The sequence below is a fragment of the Algoriphagus halophilus genome (genome assembly GCF_041729275.1).
Lineage (GTDB): Bacteria > Bacteroidota > Bacteroidia > Cytophagales > Cyclobacteriaceae > Algoriphagus > Algoriphagus halophilus_A.
Genome location: NZ_CP146486.1, coordinates 4726898 through 4743647, shown reverse-complemented (window position 1 = coordinate 4743647; position 16750 = coordinate 4726898). Strand labels below are relative to the sequence as shown.

Annotated in this window: 25 protein-coding genes and 1 pseudogene; 8 read left to right on the top strand and 18 right to left on the bottom strand. The window is 38.6% G+C overall.

Features of this window, described 5'->3' with window-relative positions; all coding sequences use genetic code 11:
* Positions 1-4 precede the first annotated feature (4 nt).
* Positions 5-856 carry a hypothetical protein gene (locus V8V91_RS25460; RefSeq protein ID WP_373397841.1) on the bottom strand — a complete coding sequence of 284 codons (852 nt, stop codon included), beginning with the start codon at positions 854-856 and terminating at the stop codon, positions 5-7.
* Positions 799-1712: pseudogene (locus tag V8V91_RS25455) on the bottom strand (sulfatase-like hydrolase/transferase). Before V8V91_RS25455 ends, V8V91_RS25460 begins: the two are co-directional and overlap by 58 nt.
* Positions 1713-1978: 266 nt before the next feature.
* Here V8V91_RS25455 and V8V91_RS25450 point away from each other — a divergent pair.
* The 4 genes from V8V91_RS25450 to V8V91_RS25435 are packed head-to-tail and all read left to right on the top strand — an operon-like array spanning position 1979 to position 4660.
* The gene (locus V8V91_RS25450; protein WP_373397840.1) at positions 1979-2443 is read left to right on the top strand and encodes a (2Fe-2S)-binding protein; all 465 of its coding nucleotides are present in this window, start codon (positions 1979-1981) and stop codon (positions 2441-2443) included.
* Between the two features lie 8 nt (positions 2444-2451).
* Entirely contained in the window at positions 2452-2895 is a 444-nt protein-coding gene (locus V8V91_RS25445; RefSeq protein WP_373397839.1) for a molybdopterin cofactor-binding domain-containing protein, read from the top strand.
* Positions 2871-3773 carry a molybdopterin cofactor-binding domain-containing protein gene (locus V8V91_RS25440; protein WP_373397838.1) on the top strand — a complete coding sequence of 301 codons (903 nt, stop codon included), beginning with the start codon at positions 2871-2873 and terminating at the stop codon, positions 3771-3773. Before V8V91_RS25445 ends, V8V91_RS25440 begins: the two co-directional genes overlap by 25 nt.
* Positions 3770-4660, top strand: a complete 891-nt coding sequence (locus tag V8V91_RS25435; protein WP_373397837.1) for a molybdopterin cofactor-binding domain-containing protein — start codon at positions 3770-3772, stop codon at positions 4658-4660. The genes V8V91_RS25440 and V8V91_RS25435 overlap by 4 nt, the downstream gene beginning before the upstream one ends.
* Positions 4661-4864: 204 nt before the next feature.
* Here the strand turns inward: V8V91_RS25435 and V8V91_RS25430 are convergent, their stop codons facing one another.
* The 4 genes from V8V91_RS25430 to V8V91_RS25415 form a co-directional block, all read right to left on the bottom strand.
* Positions 4865-5377, bottom strand: a complete 513-nt coding sequence (locus V8V91_RS25430) for a hypothetical protein (RefSeq protein ID WP_373397836.1) — start codon at positions 5375-5377, stop codon at positions 4865-4867.
* A gap of 187 nt (positions 5378-5564) precedes the next feature.
* Positions 5565-6233, bottom strand: coding sequence for a zinc-binding dehydrogenase (locus V8V91_RS25425; RefSeq protein ID WP_373397835.1), 669 nt, complete (start codon positions 6231-6233; stop codon positions 5565-5567).
* A complete protein-coding gene (locus V8V91_RS25420; protein ID WP_373397834.1) occupies positions 6221-6535 on the bottom strand; it encodes an alcohol dehydrogenase catalytic domain-containing protein in 315 nt (104 codons plus the stop codon). The genes V8V91_RS25425 and V8V91_RS25420 overlap by 13 nt, the downstream gene beginning before the upstream one ends.
* A gap of 221 nt (positions 6536-6756) precedes the next feature.
* Complete coding sequence (locus V8V91_RS25415) at positions 6757-7122, bottom strand: VOC family protein (protein WP_373397833.1); 366 nt, start codon at positions 7120-7122, stop codon at positions 6757-6759.
* Between the two features lie 912 nt (positions 7123-8034).
* Here V8V91_RS25415 and V8V91_RS25410 point away from each other — a divergent pair.
* The 3 genes from V8V91_RS25410 (at position 8035) to V8V91_RS25400 (ending at position 8761) form a co-directional block, all read left to right on the top strand.
* The gene (locus V8V91_RS25410) at positions 8035-8172 is read left to right on the top strand and encodes a hypothetical protein (protein ID WP_373397832.1); all 138 of its coding nucleotides are present in this window, start codon (positions 8035-8037) and stop codon (positions 8170-8172) included.
* Positions 8173-8293: 121 nt separating this feature from the next.
* Entirely contained in the window at positions 8294-8491 is a 198-nt protein-coding gene (locus V8V91_RS25405) for a hypothetical protein (RefSeq protein ID WP_373397831.1), read from the top strand.
* 33 nt (positions 8492-8524) lie between these two features.
* Positions 8525-8761: a transposase gene (locus tag V8V91_RS25400; RefSeq protein WP_373397830.1), complete on the top strand. Its 237-nt coding sequence runs from the start codon at positions 8525-8527 to the stop codon at positions 8759-8761.
* Between the two features lie 449 nt (positions 8762-9210).
* Here the strand turns inward: V8V91_RS25400 and V8V91_RS25395 are convergent, their stop codons facing one another.
* Positions 9211-9885 carry a hypothetical protein gene (locus V8V91_RS25395; RefSeq protein WP_373397829.1) on the bottom strand — a complete coding sequence of 225 codons (675 nt, stop codon included), beginning with the start codon at positions 9883-9885 and terminating at the stop codon, positions 9211-9213.
* 205 nt (positions 9886-10090) lie between these two features.
* Positions 10091-10702 (bottom strand): hypothetical protein, encoded by a 612-nt coding sequence (locus tag V8V91_RS25390; protein ID WP_373397828.1) that lies wholly within the window; start codon positions 10700-10702, stop codon positions 10091-10093.
* A 161-nt stretch (positions 10703-10863) separates the two neighbouring features.
* Here V8V91_RS25390 and V8V91_RS25385 point away from each other — a divergent pair, with 161 nt between their 5' ends.
* Entirely contained in the window at positions 10864-11250 is a 387-nt protein-coding gene (locus V8V91_RS25385; protein WP_373397827.1) for a single-stranded DNA-binding protein, read from the top strand.
* A 527-nt stretch (positions 11251-11777) separates the two neighbouring features.
* On the opposite strand, the gene V8V91_RS25380 is transcribed toward V8V91_RS25385, so the two are convergent.
* The 10 genes from V8V91_RS25380 to V8V91_RS25335 form a co-directional block, all read right to left on the bottom strand.
* A complete protein-coding gene (locus tag V8V91_RS25380) occupies positions 11778-12617 on the bottom strand; it encodes an ATP-grasp domain-containing protein (RefSeq protein WP_373397826.1) in 840 nt (279 codons plus the stop codon).
* On the bottom strand, positions 12568-12903 hold the full coding sequence (locus V8V91_RS25375; RefSeq protein WP_373397825.1) for a hypothetical protein: 336 nt from the start codon (positions 12901-12903) through the stop codon (positions 12568-12570). The genes V8V91_RS25380 and V8V91_RS25375 overlap by 50 nt, the downstream gene beginning before the upstream one ends.
* Before the next feature lie 207 nt (positions 12904-13110).
* The gene (locus tag V8V91_RS25370) at positions 13111-13728 is read right to left on the bottom strand and encodes a hypothetical protein (protein WP_373397824.1); all 618 of its coding nucleotides are present in this window, start codon (positions 13726-13728) and stop codon (positions 13111-13113) included.
* A gap of 565 nt (positions 13729-14293) precedes the next feature.
* Positions 14294-15319 (bottom strand): cryptochrome/photolyase family protein, encoded by a 1026-nt coding sequence (locus V8V91_RS25365; RefSeq protein WP_373397823.1) that lies wholly within the window; start codon positions 15317-15319, stop codon positions 14294-14296.
* Positions 15226-15561 (bottom strand): cryptochrome/photolyase family protein, encoded by a 336-nt coding sequence (locus V8V91_RS25360; protein WP_373400815.1) that lies wholly within the window; start codon positions 15559-15561, stop codon positions 15226-15228. The genes V8V91_RS25365 and V8V91_RS25360 overlap by 94 nt, the downstream gene beginning before the upstream one ends.
* 53 nt (positions 15562-15614) lie before the next feature.
* A complete protein-coding gene (locus V8V91_RS25355) occupies positions 15615-15791 on the bottom strand; it encodes a cryptochrome/photolyase family protein (protein ID WP_373397822.1) in 177 nt (58 codons plus the stop codon).
* Positions 15775-15921, bottom strand: a complete 147-nt coding sequence (locus V8V91_RS25350; protein WP_373397821.1) for a DUF2256 domain-containing protein — start codon at positions 15919-15921, stop codon at positions 15775-15777. Before V8V91_RS25350 ends, V8V91_RS25355 begins: the two co-directional genes overlap by 17 nt.
* Positions 15918-16211, bottom strand: a complete 294-nt coding sequence (locus V8V91_RS25345; RefSeq protein ID WP_373397820.1) for a hypothetical protein — start codon at positions 16209-16211, stop codon at positions 15918-15920. The genes V8V91_RS25350 and V8V91_RS25345 overlap by 4 nt, the downstream gene beginning before the upstream one ends.
* A gap of 26 nt (positions 16212-16237) precedes the next feature.
* Positions 16238-16546, bottom strand: coding sequence for a flavin reductase family protein (locus V8V91_RS25340; RefSeq protein ID WP_373397819.1), 309 nt, complete (start codon positions 16544-16546; stop codon positions 16238-16240).
* Between the two features lie 35 nt (positions 16547-16581).
* Positions 16582-16749: a hypothetical protein gene (locus tag V8V91_RS25335; RefSeq protein WP_373397818.1), complete on the bottom strand. Its 168-nt coding sequence runs from the start codon at positions 16747-16749 to the stop codon at positions 16582-16584.
* Position 16750: the final 1 nt, after the last annotated feature.

The window sequence follows — 16750 nt, the reverse complement described above, 5'->3', positions numbered from 1 at the left end:
TTTATTACCCATCCTCCAAACATTGAAAAAGACGTTCATTTTTTTCATCTAGTTTTTCAAGAACCAATAATCGAACCTCAATAAACTCTGGCCCATTTATTTTCTTGGACTTCAGTGCAATTGAATGGACTCCTTCATCTAAATGAATTATTCCAAGTTCGAGGGGTCTAAAGTTCTTTTCATAAGACTCTTGCCTAGGATATCGATCGTATTCCACGGCTACAAATGGAGGATCGTGAGCTATCAAAACAGGAGCTTCCAATTGATTTTCTCCCTGTTCCAAGGAAATGATAGACCCCACTGCAGATTCCTTTGCGGTATAATAAATTGTTGCCTTGTAATTACCACTGGTTAAGACCTCAGCATCCCAGGTGATACTGTCCGACTCCGAAATCCAATTTGTGAAAAAAGAGGAATTTGGAAAGCGATTGGATCGTTGGATAGATCCATGTGCTATACCGTCTCTCGCTGGTAAATGGGTAAATGTACTTTTTGAATAGCCAATAGGAAATACTTCTCTCCTATTTCGATCCAACTCACTCAATACTTTGTTCTTCCAATTGGCCTTTGCCTCCACAAAAAGAGCTTGTAAAGAATCAGACGGATTTATGATGGGTTCCAATTGCCCAGGGTCATTTTTCAAATCAAATAGCCGATCTTCTTTATCCAAAAGATAGTCTTGGTTTCTCACACTGACGGCTCCATTCCAATGAGAAAAGATAAATCGTTCTTCCCAATCTTGATCCTCTCCCAACAGTAGAGGTTTTAAACTGACCCCATCCAATTTCTTGTTTTCCTTCATGGAAATCCCAGCCATATCAACCAAAGAAGGTAATACGTCGATGGTGGCAGCCACTTGATGGATTTTTTTGCCTGTAAATGATCCTTCCAAAAAACAATGAATGGGGAGCGTACTCCTCCTTCATCGGTATGGCCTTTTATCCCTTTCAACCCATCATTCCATCTCCAACCATTGGGTCCATTATCAGACATATAAATCACAATGGTGTTTTCAAGCTTTCCTAAACTATCCAGGCGATCTAAAATTCTTCCCACATTCCAATCGATATTTTCGCATAGCGCCCAAGCAGCACGTGTTTTATCTGGGCTTTCTGAATCTTGATACCTATGCGGAGGAATAGAATCATTTTTATAGCGTTCCCACCACAGATCCGGTACCTGCATTGGACTATGGGGCGTATTAAGTGCCAACCAAGCAAAGAAGGGTTGGTTGGATTCTTTCTCTATAAATTTTAATGTTTGATTGGTCAGGTCATCAATGATAAAGCCATCTCCTTGTACTACCTCTCCATTTCGTTCCAGCATGGGACTGAAATAGTTGCCCCAATGCCCGGAAGCGAAGCCATAATATTCCTCAAACCCACGATTGTTTGGATGATAGGGAGGTTGAGTGCCATTATGCCACTTCCCAAAAGCACCTGTTCTATACCCTTCAGATTGAAAAATCTCAGCAACCGTAGTTTCGTCTAAATCCAATCGCTCACCTCCCGAAGAAGTATCATATATTCCTCCTCTTGGATGGTATCTCCCAGTCAATAATTCTGCTCTGGTTGGAGAACAAACAGGACTGACATAAAAGCGGGTAAATTGAACCCCAGCTTCAGCCATTGCATCAATTCGGGGGTATGTACTGAGGGATTTCCATTTACACTTAAATCACCCCATCCCTGATCATCTGAAATGATTATCAAAATATTGGGTGGTGTTGGCAAGGTCTCTTCTTCCTTACAAGATGAAAATATCCAAAGAGGTACTCCAACTAGGCAAAAGAACCTAAATAATGGATAAAATTGATTTTTGAGACAGTTCATTCAAAAAGAAAATTGGGTTTAAGTCAATACCCTTCAATGTACAAATACTTTCTATTTTCTAACATAACCTTCCTAATTCCCGCTAACATATCTTTTGTTTCTATAAAGCAATCAATTACTTATCTTGAAGATTAAACTAGTTAGCAATGCCCCAGTACAAATTACGGATCAACGGCTTAGTCAAAGAGGTAGAAACCGATGGAGACACCCCTCTTCTTTATGTTTTAAGGGATGATTTGGAACTCAATGGACCCAAATTTGGATGTGGATTATCCCAATGTGGAGCCTGTATGGTATTAATCGATGGAGAAGCTACTACCTCTTGCATGCGACCGATATCCTCTTTGGGTAATGCTGAAATAATCACCTTGGAGGGATTAAGAGGGAAAAACGGAGAACTTCACCCAGTCCAGCAAGCTTTTGTCCAAGAGCAAGCTGCTCAATGCGGTTATTGTCTCAATGGAATGGTGATGGCATCTGTGGGCTTATTGAATCAAAATCCAACCCCCAATGAACAAGAAATCAGAGAAGGAATGCGGTTAAATCTATGTAGATGTAGCACTCATTCCAGAATCATTAAGGCCATCAAAACTGCAGCAAAAACCCAATAAGGATCAAAATGGAGCTCCCCAAAACATCAAGAAGGAAATTTTTAAGAACTATTGGATTTATCAGCGTGGGTTTCCCTTTGCTGAGTTCTTGTTTTGAGGAACAAGAAAAAGCCATGGCCAAGCGGATTGATTACAATGGGGATTTACCCGGAAGCATGAGAAATGCCAGAGCGGTCAATGCCTGGCTACAAGTATTGGAAGATGGAAGGGTATTGATCTATTCTGGAAAAGTTGAATTGGGCCAAGGAATCCGAATGGCGATTTGTCAAGTAGCAGCGGAAGAATTAGACCTGGATTTAGACCAAGTGGAAGTCCACTTGGCAGAAACTGGTGTTACGCCAGACGAAGGATACACCGCGGGTAGTGGGTCAGTTCCAAACAGTGCCATGTCTGTTCGTTATGCCGCAGCGACGGCAAGAAAAAACTATTGGAGCTTGCTAGTAGACAACTGAATGCACCAATAGAAAAGCTTTCATTTTCAAAAGGGAATGTAGGGTATCAAAACCAAAAATTAAATTTTGCTGAAATCCTTGATGGGGCTCAAATTGAAATGGAAGTAAGCAAACCAGTCCCAATAAAAGATGGCTCCTCTTACCAATACATTGGGAAAGCCATCCACAGAAAGGATATTCCCAAAATGGTCATTGGGGAAGAAATCTATGTGCAAGACCTTCGGTTTCCCGGGATGGTACATGCCCGTGTGTTACGACCTGCCAGCTATCAATCCTCTTTAACATCCATAGACCTAGATGGGCTTTCGTCTGAAGTATCGGGAGTTTTAAAAACTGTGGTAAAAGGGAATTTTGTAGGCGTCATTACTGAACGGGAGTATCAAGCAGTTAAAGCAGAGCGGTACCTTAAAAACCATTCGGAATGGACCTCTGAGACAGCTTTCCCTGAGGAAGAAAATTTATACAAGCATTTAAAGTCCATTGCTGAACCACCTGAGACCATCCGGGACCAAGGGGATGTTAGCAAAGCCTTTGCTGATAACCAGACCTATCAAGCAGAATATACCAAGCCTTATTTTCAACATGGGGCCATTGGTCCTGCTTGTGGCATCGCACTGTTCGATGGTGACATTTTACATATCTGGTCCCATAGTCAGGGAATATATCCCATGCGTAGCGCCATTGCCGCCATGCTGAAGATGGATCAATCAAAGATTCATGTGACTGGAATCCCTGGCGCAGGGTGTTTTGGACATAATGCGGCAGATGATGCAGCTGCAGATGCAGCCATTCTTGCCATTGAATACCCTGGAAAGCATGTCGGGTTCAGTGGTCTAGAACTGACGAACATACCTGGGAGCCCTATGGTACAGCCATGATCATGAAGATGGAGGCCAGTCTGGACCATCAAGGGAAAATCACCGCATGGAAATCTGAGGTGTGGACAGATACCCACAGTATGAGACCCAATCGGGATCCAGCAACCTTGTTGGATACCAGATATCTGGAGGATCCCATCCCCTTAACTCAAAGGGGATATTTAGGAGGAGGTCATCGTAATGCCGATCCCTACTATGCTTTTCCTAACATGCAGGTGAATGCCCATTTTTTTAATGGACCCTTGAGAGTATCCTCCTTGCGAAGCTTAGGCTCCTATGGGAATATTTTCGCTATTGAATCCTTTATGGATGAACTTGCAGAAAAAGCCAATAAAAATCCTTTTGCGTTCAGGATTGCTCATTTAAATGATGAAAGAGCCATCGCTGTAATTCAAAAATTACAGCAATTATGCAACACCGCCAGGGTCAATACTGGAGAAGGATTAGGGATGGCTTTTTCCAGGTATAAAAATAATACCGCCTATGCAGCAGTAGCGGCACATGTAAAAGTGGATCCAGCTGCAGGAATTCTCCAACTCAAAAAATTATGGGCGGTGGGAGACGTTGGCCAGATTATCAACTTAGATGGAATCACCAATCAATTTGAAGGTGGAATGATCCAGGCTGCTAGCTGGACCTTAAAGGAACAGGTTAATTTCAAGGGAGATCAAATTACCAGTAAAGACTGGATGAGCTATCCAATTTTCCGATTTGATGAAATTCCAGAAGTGGAAGTTGTGATGATTGACCATCCTGAGTTACCTGCAGAAGGAGGAGGAGAAGTTTCCATGCCTCCCACAGGAGCGGCTATTGCCAATGCAGTATATCAGGCATGTGGAAAACGTGTGTACGATCTTCCTATCCGAATTGAGAAGATCACCAGCTGATCTTTAAATCTATTTCAAAATACAAGACCATTTCCACAAATATTGATTTCCACAAATATTGATTTCCAATAAATAGATTTTTCCCTGTTCATATGGATATTCTGTGCAGTTAAAAAGGTGATTTTTTGCCAGTTATTTATTCTGAGATACCATTTGTATGGCTTCTATTTTTAAGAGATGTTATTCCAACTACGAAAACCAAAATCAACAATATCGAAAAAAGAGTGTCGTTGTCATGCTTTTCACAATCGTACATACATTGGTCACCTTCATGGAAATTGAAGATAAATCAGGAAAACTGTTCAACATGATGATGATTCCAAAATTCTCTGCATAATCCGCCAATCCTGCAATTATGGGTAGGAAGCAGAGGTAGATAAAAAAGGAATTTAATTTATTCAGTTTCTTTAATAAACACCCCATTAACAACCCATAACCTAAACCAAAGAGAAATGGATAAATCATATCCACTGGAAGTTGCGTCGTCAAATAAATCTGTCTTCCCTGCTCTCCTAAGGTCTCAAATAGCTTCTTGATATATTGGGGACTATATCCCAAGGGCATCATATCTAGGAGTTTCAGACCATTTGAATAAACCATTGTTTTTGGAATCGTAATCCACAACATGATGGCGTAAACCGTATTAGTTAAAATAAAAAGCAGAAGTACTTTCTTGCCAGAAACATTCCGATTGATGAGCTCCCTTAGTTCCCCCATGAATTGTTTGGTTTCGCAGGCATTAAAATAAAAAATTGAAAGGATTAAAATACGGATTTGTGTGCCAAAATAGAAGCTGCAAGAGGCAGTTTAGTACTTAAGTTCAACGTCAACTTCTAGAATCCTATTTACCGAAAAGTAGAGGCCACTCACCTTTTATAGAAATGATCAAATCGGTGGATTAACACTATTCAACCTTCACTACTAATTTCCCTTTTGCTTTATTATCTTCCATGTATTGATGGGCTTTTACAACTTCATCCAATTGAAATATCCTATCAATCCTTAATTGGATAGTTCCCCTTTCCACATCATCGATAAATTCCTGAAGCAGATTTTTAGAAAGATTATTGGATTCCCCCATATACACAGTAAGCCTACCTAGTGATGGAATATCCCCCATCGGAGTAAACTCTTTCATGGTCCATTCATTCCCTAATATTCCAGTCATACACACCATTCCTTTAGGCGCAATACATTTCAAAGAATCTTTTAAAGTCCTTGTTCCTATCAATTCCAGAACTTTATCTACACCCCTGGGATAAATCTTTCTGACTTGATCCTTTACAGTTCCTTCGTCCAAAATGACATGGTCCACCCCATTATCTAGCAGGGCCTGCCTCTTTTCGGAATCTCTAGTAGTAGATAGCACTGTCAACCCTTTTGCTTTGGCAAGTTGGCAGGCTAACATTCCAATAGATGAAGTGCCTCCTCGAATTAGAAGGGTTTCACCCTTTTTGATTTCAAGTGCTTGATGAAGAGATCCAGATACTGTCTGAAACATTTCTGGAATTGCTCCAAGGGTACCCCAATCCAAACTACTTGAAAAAGGGAAAATTATTTCTAAAGGCGCCAAGGTATATTCTGCATACCCCCTTCAAAAAATCTTCCCATCCCTCCCATGATTGCTGCCACTTGTTGTCCTTTTTCAAAGGTGTTTGAAGGATCTTCCTCCACTACTCCAACACATTCAATTCCTTGAATACGTGGAAATTCAACTCCTGGAGAATCACCACGTCTTGTAAATAACTCAGACCTATTCAGGCCAAAAGCTTTTACCTTAATTAAAACCCAACCTAGTTTTACTTGGGGTGTAGAGACCTCCTTAATTTCAATAACCTCAGGACTTCCGGCTTTGGTGGTGATCGCTGCTTTCATTTTTGTTTATTTCTTAGTGCAGTTTTGGTAGCCAAGCTCTTTTTAAAATTACTTTGGCCTCAAACTAGTTAGATTAAAACATTTCCAGAATGAATTTTCGATGGATTGCTCCGATTTCATTGATAATCACAACTCCAAATTCAGTCAATACTATTTCCTTTTTACTCAAAAAAAAGCTTCACAGCGGTCAGGCTACTAATTAACCCTAGTTGTTCAGATTTTTAAACACTTTCGGCTACTCGAATGCAGTATCCATTGATGTCAACAAATGTAAACTCTTTAAGTCCATAGGGTTGTTCCTGTAGCTGGTCAATTATATTGATATCCAGTTGTTTGAACTCGGTATAGATTTCTTCAATATTTGTTACAAACCACATGAGGTCTAGTCGATGGTTTTTGTTATTGATATCGTTTGTAAAGGTCTCATCTTCAGAAAAAATTAATCGTAGGTCATCTTTACGGATTCCTCCATCAAAATCCCCAAATGTCCATTCTTCTGTAAAGCCTAGCACATCACGATAATAGTCAAGTGTTTGCCGCAAATTTCTTACGGGTAACTGTGGAGAACATTTATAAAATCTTTTCATCTTGTTTTGTTTAAGGTAAAAACTGTGTTTCTAAAACCCCTAGCAGCTTTCAGAAAGTCTCTTAGTTGTACTCCTAAGTCAAATATTTGCCAACTCCGCAAAATTACTCTGTAGCCTAATTCAATTTTGAGCTTTGTTTTGCACAATTTGTTCAAAGTTCAAAATATCACGTTAGTAGTTGGAAGCAAAGAATTTATTCTTATTTGTTCTGATTCTGAAAAATGGTTCCCACTAAGCTCTAAAACCGCCAAGTTCGACCATCCATCTATTTGTTCCAAAAATAAAGTCAAATGCTCATCAGTATTTGATTCATACTTTTGAAAAATTCAGAAGTCAAATCTTCAGTAGAATTTTGCCCAATCCAGTTACAGTAAATAAAGTCAGACTTAATGGTAAAATAGTTTTTCTCATATTTAGATTTTGTTTTTTCAAACTTGAGGCTAACGTTGAGTATATGGCAAGTAGGGCAGTAGAAAGCAAAAAACTTTCAAGTTTGCACTGAGCCAAAACGTTGTATTTTGTTTTTAATTTATCCGTTCTTAAAAGCCAAATCAACGATTTGGCGGTGTTAGTAAATAGCACTAAGCTTTCCTAACCCACCAAACGCCCTATTTGCTTATAGTTCCATGATATAATCTGGTTCGTTTTTAAGGACAGAACCAAAAAGAATATATCATGGACACCATTCTCCTAAGTTATTCATTGGTATCGATGTGCACAAGCGACAATGGAGCGTTTGCATCTTTACAGCCAATTGCCATCATAAAACCTTCAGTCAGGCACCTGATCCCAAAGCCTTGAAGTCTTACTTGGATAAGTTTTCCAAAATATCAGGTCATCTGCTGTTATGAAGCCTGTAAGTTTGGTTTTTGGATCTATCGGGATCTAAAATCTTTTGGTTACCAATGTCTGGTGATCAACCCAGCAGATCTTCCCACGACCAATAAAGAAAGTAGTGAAAAAACTGATCCTGTAGACAGTCGTAAAATGGCCAAAGCTCTCCGTGCAGGACTGCTGAAGGAATCGTTCAACTCAGGAAACAGAAGGTGATCGGCAACTCTTCCGATATCGCAAAAGGCTCTGGGCAGACTTGGTCCGGGTGAAAAACAGGATCAAGGACAAACTCCCTTCAAAACGGCATTGAAACACCTCCTAAATACGATAATCCTTATTGGACAAAGGACTTTCTGGACTGGCTGACCATCGTAGAGCTCCTTCGGATAGCAGCAGACTGGTAATGGATTTATTACTCGACCAATTTGAATTTACCTACCGACACTTTTTAAAGGTCTCCATTTCTGTCCGTGCGCTTCAGCGAAAGGCAAAATACAAGGCAAACTCCAAGCTGCTGAGACAGATTCCTGAATAGGACCCTTGACAACAGTCCAGTTACTCACTGAGATTGAGGATATCCATCGCTTCAGGAATTTCAAAACACTTCAATAGCTATATCGGGCTCAAACCGATGGTCCATTCCAGCGGTGAATCAGACCGAAAAGGATACCTTGACTTATCGCCATCATCAGGGACTGAGAAGCTCACTGATCGAATGTGCCTGGACCACCGTCCAACGAGATCCGGTGATGCTGAGTCGATACGAGGAACTTATTGCAAAGACATACCGGCAAACGGGCCATAGTAATCATAGCAAGAAAACTCTTGTCAAGAATATATCATGTCTAAAACGGGTGAACCTTACCAGGTAGGATATTCAACTTAGTCCCTGGCAGAGACCATCGGAACAAGCCCTTCAAAAAGCTCCAGACCTCTCAACACTGTGTGAATCGAAAGAAGTCTGAATTCTATTATAGTATGGGGCTGGAGCACTTACTAAACTAACCGGAAACTGGGGCTCATATGTAAGAGACTCTAATGGAAGCATGGCTTGTATTTGATGATCGCAAGGTATGGACTGATACTACAGAAGTAAGGAACAAGGCGAGTGGACAATCCACCCGCAAGGCAGCGCTTTGTCCATTCTTGACTTCTTGCAATCAGTCCAAAAAGCAGGCGCCAATCAAGTCAAAGACAGCACAAACAAAGAAAAATGCTAGGAAATGAACTTTTGATTATTCATGGAAGCCGTTGTTAGCTTGCGTTTTTTATTTTTATTTCAGGTTCTAATTCTATTACTTCAGGAATAATAATGTCGTCACTGTTTAATTTCAATTCTTTTCTATCGATCCATTTTCCGTTTATATACTTTTTGATATAGATTATTTGTTCTTCTTTAATAATCTGGTGTCTAGGCGAAAGAGTGTCGCTGACAATTTCTAGATAGTCCATTTGTACTGCAAAGCCACCATAGAATCTAAATGAATAAATAGATTTTAATTGTTCATCAAAGCTTAAGTTCGGGAAGTATATTGAGTTAGATATCTTGTCAAGGCGCATATTTTTAGCGTTATACAAATACGCCATAGAAACATTATTACCACCTCGTCCTGGTCTAAGGTATTCGATTCTAAGGTCTTTGATTCCGTCCCCATTAATTTCAATCAGGTCGATTAGTGGTTCATCATTCATTTGTATCATTAAGGTATCTCTAAATATCACTATCCCTTGATTAACTAAGTCAATTTGCATAGTCTTCTCAAGCTCCGCTTTATTTAAATTTAAGTCGAAGACTTGTACTGTGATTTTTGAGTTTACTGGTCCTATTTGAGATTCAAACAAAAGTTTTCCATCATTCTCACGATTGTCAACGAAAGCAAATAAAGCTACAGTGATAGTTAATAATGTCAGTATGTGGATTTTCTTCATTTTTTAAATGCAAGCTAACGGTTTGGCTATGCGTAGTGTCCCGAAGGGCATTGCGTATAGGTCGTGTTGCCAAATGTTTTTCATTTCATCTCTATTCTTTTAGGAGTCACTGCTCCATCGGCAGAACGAAAATCGAATGTTACCAGATTTTCATTTTTTTCGATGTTTTCGAATAAATCTGTCAATCTCAAAACTTGATTCTCACTTACAGAATTATCAATTTGTTTAGGGGCAAATTCAAGTTTATTTTTTTATCTGTCAAATGATCTAATAAAATTAAAGAAGTGAATGTACTGTCGGAAAAATAAAGTAAGTAGTCTTTCTCTATGTCGCCCCAAACAAATTGCTCATGTGGGATTCTCTTTATTTCCTTCCCTGTCTCTTTGTTTATAAAAACCATGTCTGGTGATGCGCAACACCCACTAATCCATTCGTATTGAAACAAGAGGTAGTTTTTGTACTCCTTCAAAAACCCAAGCCCTGCTCTTTGACAACCATATACCGTTTCATTTTCACAAGATTTGAGAATCACTTTTTCCTTATTCTCAAATGTCAACCAAGAAGAATCACAGTTCCATTGCCAATAAAGTTGAGAGCCATTTTGAAAATTTTGAATTTCACATTTATATCGGTTCTCTTCTGCAATTTCCATACTGTCACAAGCGCACTCTAATTGTTGTGAAAACATTTGGAAGCTTGTTAGAAATAAAGCAAAAATAAAGATTGTCCTTTTCATTTTAATGTTTGGCAACACTTGTATATAGCTAACTAAGTTTTTTTCACTAAACCTACTAAACTTTTTTGAATTAGTAATCAATCCATACGGCCCCTAAGCCTTGATTATCCGACAACAAACGACTACAAACGGATACAAACGACTAACTCCCGGCTCCGTTCATTACCATTCCCCACCTTTGGCTTATCGATTTTCCTCTAGCGAAATCACAAATCAATTTTTCACAAAAAACAATACACATTATGAACACGCTAAGAAACAGAGTACAGTTGATCGGACGTCTAGGATCCAAAGTAGAAATCAAAAATCTTGATCGAAACAAAACCGTCGGAAAGGTATTTCTTGCAACCAATGAATACTACAAAAATCAAAAAGGTGAGCGAGTAGAAGAAACCACCTGGCATAACTTAGTTGCCTGGGGTAAGCAAGCAGAACTATTGGACAAGTATACTGACAAGGGTTCAGAGATCGCCATCGAAGGCAAACTCAGTAATCGCTCCTATGAAGACAAAGAAGGCAACAAGCGATATGTGACCGAAGTGATCGTTCAAAATATTTTGTTGATGGGGGATAGAAAATCCAGCGTTTCCGGCAATTCGGAGGAGACAGAAGATGATTTGCCGTTCTAAAATTGACTTCTGTTCTAAAACTAAAACCGGGAGAAGAATATTTTTTCCGGTTTATTATTTGAATTAGAAATAGGTCTGTGACGAAATAAAGTCGTTTCACTCCTGAAATACGCTTCGCTGAAATATTGTCTCTTATTCAGGCCGAGATATGCTTCGCTGAGATACGCTTTTAGCAAAATATCTTGGCTTTAGCCTTTTCTTCAATAATATCTACCCGAAGGGCTATCTTGATTTATTTAGCAACTGAAAGGAGCCTATTTCCATGTTATTTCTAAGTATTTCAAAGAGATATTCCATGAAATTTCTTGGCTTTAGCCATATCTTAAAATATCTGCCCGAAGGGCTATCTTAATTCACAAGATACGCTTCGCGAAATATAGCCTCCTACGGAAGCTGAAATACGCCTGCGGCGAAATAGAAACGCCCCTCTATTTCACCGAACGAAGTGAGGTCTATTTCTATTGTATTTCTACTATATTTCTTAATTCGTACTGCAACCTTCATACCTCGCATTTCAAACTCCACTTTTACCGATTTCTAAAATTCTGATAATATTCTAAAGTCTCACCAATGATCGTAGGTAAAGGATCCTTCGCAATGAACTCCAAAAACGAATTATCGAAGTTTAAATTCTTCTGATTTTTAATTATTCTCTTCCAGGTCATTTTAACTGCGGGCCCTGACCTCACCACAACTTTATCCTCTAGTTTAATAATTGGAAGCTCTTCACCCAAAGCCGTTAAACAAGCAAGATATGGGAAATTAACACCGGCAAAAATAGAAGCTGTTACACTGGCCCAAAACCGAGGGTTCATCTCAATTAACTTGGCCCGTTTCTCCACTTCGTCGTACCTTAAATCTATATGCACGATACCAGACCAATTGAATTTTTTGACCAGATCTTCCACAATTGCCAAAATCTCTTCCTGGTTCTTAAATTCCAATCCATAAGGCCAAGGATAATCTGCTGAATATTTGATGCTTCTCTGGATAGTATATGCAAGTATTTCCCCTTGCTTCCCTAATAAACTACAATCAATATCATACCCCTTGATGTAGTCCTGAACGATTAAGTCAATTTTATGATCAAACCCGGAATACCATTCCTCGAATTGATCATTGTTCTCAAAAATTTCAATTCCTTTTCCTCCCCATCCCACTCTTGGTTTTACAATGATGGGAAAGCTAATTTTTGAAATAACCTCTTCCAAGTTACCACCTGGACTAAAAAGTAAGGTTTCCGGATGAGCAATATTATTCTCTTTCAGCCATCGAGAAAGTAACCATTTATCATCTGCTATATCAAATGAGTGGATTTCAGGGGTGGTTATGTTCGCTATTACTTTGGCAAATGTTTCTTTTTTCAATGGTTAAACGGACAGCCCGAACTCCAACAGGCAGCAAAACATCCGCCTTTGTCCTTTTTATCGCTTCCATTATCCCAGCCAAATAATTTTCATTATCTCCAAAAGGAAAATGGATAAACTTCTTTACATAGCGGGAAAATCGAATGGGGGCATATTTGCGTTCAGATATCACAACTACATGGATATTCTTCACTTCTGCTAGACACCTGACGACAGAGAGGGCATTGGCTTCATCACCGTCTGGAATCAAGACAGAAAATGCGGGAGATTTGATCTTATTATTCATTAAGCTTAAATAAATCTCTTAAAAGAAATTACTCTCCTCCAAGAAAGAGTTTCAATTTGGTCCATAAAAAGTTAACCTAAAAGTCAATTAAACTTAATGATTTAATAATAGAATTAAAAGCAAGTAATTGATTTATTAATCGTAAAAAAGGTATTTTAAATACTTTTTATTGCTTTTTGAACCTAAACAGTTCTGCCAAAGAAAAAATTAAGCTCTAGTTTTTAAATGATCATAGGAGATTCGGGCGAAGTAAACAAACCAGCTGATGATGCCGATAAACTTAAGCCCATCTTCAAATAAGTAAACCTCTTTTAAAGTAAATCCAAGCGTCAGAATTACATCGGTAAATACAGATCCTGCCATGGAAATAAAAGCAATGAGGAATAATAAGTAATCTGATTCTTCAATGATTTCCCGGAATAGATATAATAGCGCTAATACACTCATACCGTAGAATAGATAGAGAAATTTTTCACTGATATGTAAAAAATATGGAATGATCACATCATGCATTAAAAACAGGTCATCTACCAAAAAGAACACGGATAAAATTCCCGAATAAAGGAAAAACCAGATCACTTTTTTCGGTTTTCCAAAGTCTTTAGCAAGTATTACTGAAAAGAAAAGGATAGCTGCTGTAAAACACCAAAATATCACTCCAATATTGGACAAAAGTCCTATATAAAATTCTACCTCTGCATTAGGTTCATGCCAAAGCGTTTGAATGGCATCTCTAGACAGGTATCCAAAACTGACCCCATTCATTTTCCCAACCGAAAACATTACCCATAAAAGAGCGATCACTGGGACAAAAATCTTGAGCAATAGAAAGATTGAATCCTTCTTAAAAAGTGTTTTAAAGGTTAAATAATTCAAAACAAAAAAGATTTAATAAAACAATACCTACAATTTAGTTCATCTAAACTTCATATTAATTACCACTTATAACCAAATTTAAAATTAAAGGTGCTTTTATCAAAATCTGAATTAAAAAGATACGATCCCATAAATATCGGCTCCTCTGATGGCCGTGATAAGCCTTAAGCGAGATAGAGTCGCTTTGCTCCTGAAATGCGCCCACGGCGAAATAGGCTTCGCGAAATAAACTCCCGATTACTTGTCTAGTTGAATACCCTATTTTTAAATCTTGTCCGAAAGGATACCATTATTTCGCAACTGAAAGGAGCCTATTTCCATTTTATTTCTAAGTATTTCAGGGACATCCCATGAAATTTCTTTGCTTTGGCCATATCTTAAAATATCTGCCCGAAGGGCTTTCTTAGTTCATTAGATATGCTTCGCGAAATATAGCCTCCTTTGGAGGCTGAAATACGCCTGCGGCGAAATAGATATGCCCTCCTTATTTCACCGAGTGAAGCGAGGTCTATTTCTATTGAATTTCCATTGTATTTCCCTTACAATTTCCCCAAAAAATTCTCGGCATTTGTAAGGTGTTCTTCTTTCTTTTCTTTGCCCATTCGCTCCCAGGAATAATAAAGCATAGAGATACGTGGATTGGATTTAAAAAGTCTTGATGTTCATGAATAAATCTCCAGAATAGTCCATCCCAAATCTTTTCCCATTCTCCTTTGGAATAATTACTCATTTTATTCAAGTAATTAGACCCTCCTATATAAGGTTTGGTTGCAAAAAGTCCCCCATCCGCAAATTGGCTCATTCCATAAACATTTGGCACCATGACCCAATCATAGGCATCAATAAACAACTCCATAAACCATCGGTATACCTCATCAGGGTCAAATTCACAGAGTAACATAAAGTTTCCCAAAATCATTAATCGCTCGATATGATGGCAATACCCAGTATTTAAAACCTTTTTGATGGTTTGATCCACGGGTTCTATGCCTGTGGTTCCATCATAAAAACTGGCAGGAATCCTTCGTTTAAATCCCCAGAAGTTCTTCGTTCTGGAATAACTTCCCTTACATTCATACATCCCACGAATAAATTCTCTCCAGCCTATAATCTGACGTACAAAGCCTTCTGTTGAGTTAATAGGCACCTTCTCTTTTTTTGAAAATTCCAGACTCTTTTCAATAACTTCAGTGGGTAACAATAACCCTACATTGATCAAGGGAGATAACGTGCTATGATTCAAAAATGACTCCTCTTTGACAATGGCATCTTCATAAGCCCCAAACTCGTGAAATCTGTTTTTCAAAAACTGATCCAACCATTCGGTAGCTTGTTTTCGGTCAATGGGATAAATAGGTTGTTTGCTTAATTTTCCAGGATTATCTCTAAAATGATTTTGCGTAAAATCCAATGCTTCTTTCCAATGTTCAGTGACATCAGGAAACGTTATTGCAGGTGGAGTTTTTCCTTTAGGATATTTCTTTCGATTCTCGGTGTCATAGGTCCAACTTCCACCTTCTGGCTCTTGATCCTTATCCAAAAGAATTCCTCTATCCTTTCGCTGTTGTTTGTAAAAAGAAGTTTGAAAAAAGATTTCTTATTCCCCTTGAAAAACGTTGATAGCTCTTCCTTTTTATTCAAGAAAGCAGGATTTTCATAAAAGATTAATTTACAGGACCTCGACATTTCCCTTACCCTTTTCTCCAACCAATTGTCAACTGGATCAATACAATGGATCTTTGTTATCTTTTTCTCATTAATTTCTTTACTAAATTTCCTGATATCTGAGAGTTCGGAATGGCTTTCAATATAATGGACAGTTAAACCCTCCTGTTCTAAAAATCTTGGTATGCTTTCATGGATGCCCTATGAAATGCCAATTTTTGTTGATGGAATCGGTATTGCTTAAAAAATAAAAACTCTTCTATCAAATAAATCTCATTTCCATTTTCCAATAAAGGACCCGTTGAGAAAAGTTGATGGGGAAAAATAAGATTAATGGCTTTTTCCATGGTGTTTGTTTCTTCTACATCGTTCACTGCAATAGTTTACTTCCTCCCAGTTTTTCTCCCATTTCTTTCTCCAAGAGAAGGGTCGTTGGCAGACTGGACAAATCTTGGTAGGCAAATCAGATTTTTTCATTCAAATTCAGGAATCTCATTTTCCTGCACATAAGGGAAACTATCTAACATATTCAGCCCGTAATAGGTATTTAAACCTGAAATCCCGACTCCCATATAGCTGGATAAATCCAATTGCCCCAGTGAATTGATGATATCATCCTGCATTACAATTAATTCTACCGAACCGATTACGAAAATGCATCCATTCGGCAATGGGATACTTTCGAGGTGTTTCATCCCAATTTTCACGGGACTTTCCTTGACGAAGGGGGCAAAAAAATCCCCGATATACTCTTGCTGCAACTTCATTCGATCAAATTCCGATTCTCCTCTTCCTAATTTAGCCGAGGTGAAATGTGCTTTTTGATAAAGGATTCCGAAACATGGTTGATGGTGTAATAACCAGTCTCCATGATATTCGGATAGGTATCTCTGGGGATTTCAGTTTGAGGTCTCATGATAAACCCCAGTTGTGCAGGACTGGATCCTAAATGAACCACCGAGGAAAATATCGCTACATTTTCTTGGTCGTCTACTGACTTAGTAGCAATTAAGTTTGCTGGTTTGATCCCGGAAATCGAGTTGATCAAGTTCAACCGATAATTCCGATCCATTTGGTCCAGTTCTTCTTTAGTTAACTGCATGTTTTCTTAGAATTATTAGGTATTACTTCACAAAATCAGCTTTTGGGAAATTTCCTTTTGCATCTCTTCCAGAAGGCAAAAAAGGAAGGAAAATACCCTTTAACGGAACTCATCCAATCTCTTGGCTCTTCTTTTCCTTGGTAATGGGAGTTGGTTGGATGCTCTTTGAAAATCAGGTTTTTAGGCTCCACAAGTTTCATCAAG

Excerpts from the sequence above, each read along its gene's own strand:
- V8V91_RS25450 (WP_373397840.1), top strand. The coding sequence starts at position 1,979 with ATGCCCCAGTACAAATTACGGATCAACGGCTTAGTCAAAGAGGTAGAA.
- V8V91_RS25445 (WP_373397839.1), top strand. The coding sequence starts at position 2,452 with ATGGAGCTCCCCAAAACATCAAGAAGGAAATTTTTAAGAACTATTGGA.
- V8V91_RS25435 (WP_373397837.1), top strand. The coding sequence starts at position 3,770 with ATGATCATGAAGATGGAGGCCAGTCTGGACCATCAAGGGAAAATCACC.
- V8V91_RS25430 (WP_373397836.1), bottom strand. The coding sequence starts at position 5,377 with ATGGGGGAACTAAGGGAGCTCATCAATCGGAATGTTTCTGGCAAGAAA.
- V8V91_RS25420 (WP_373397834.1), bottom strand. The coding sequence starts at position 6,535 with ATGAAAGCAGCGATCACCACCAAAGCCGGAAGTCCTGAGGTTATTGAA.
- V8V91_RS25415 (WP_373397833.1), bottom strand. The coding sequence starts at position 7,122 with ATGAAAAGATTTTATAAATGTTCTCCACAGTTACCCGTAAGAAATTTG.
- V8V91_RS25395 (WP_373397829.1), bottom strand. The coding sequence starts at position 9,885 with ATGAAGAAAATCCACATACTGACATTATTAACTATCACTGTAGCTTTA.
- V8V91_RS25385 (WP_373397827.1), top strand. The coding sequence starts at position 10,864 with ATGAACACGCTAAGAAACAGAGTACAGTTGATCGGACGTCTAGGATCC.
- V8V91_RS25375 (WP_373397825.1), bottom strand. The coding sequence starts at position 12,903 with ATGAATAATAAGATCAAATCTCCCGCATTTTCTGTCTTGATTCCAGAC.
- V8V91_RS25355 (WP_373397822.1), bottom strand. The coding sequence starts at position 15,791 with ATGGAAAAAGCCATTAATCTTATTTTTCCCCATCAACTTTTCTCAACG.
- V8V91_RS25350 (WP_373397821.1), bottom strand. The coding sequence starts at position 15,921 with ATGAAAAAATCTGATTTGCCTACCAAGATTTGTCCAGTCTGCCAACGA.
- V8V91_RS25345 (WP_373397820.1), bottom strand. The coding sequence starts at position 16,211 with ATGAAGTTGCAGCAAGAGTATATCGGGGATTTTTTTGCCCCCTTCGTC.
- V8V91_RS25340 (WP_373397819.1), bottom strand. The coding sequence starts at position 16,546 with ATGCAGTTAACTAAAGAAGAACTGGACCAAATGGATCGGAATTATCGG.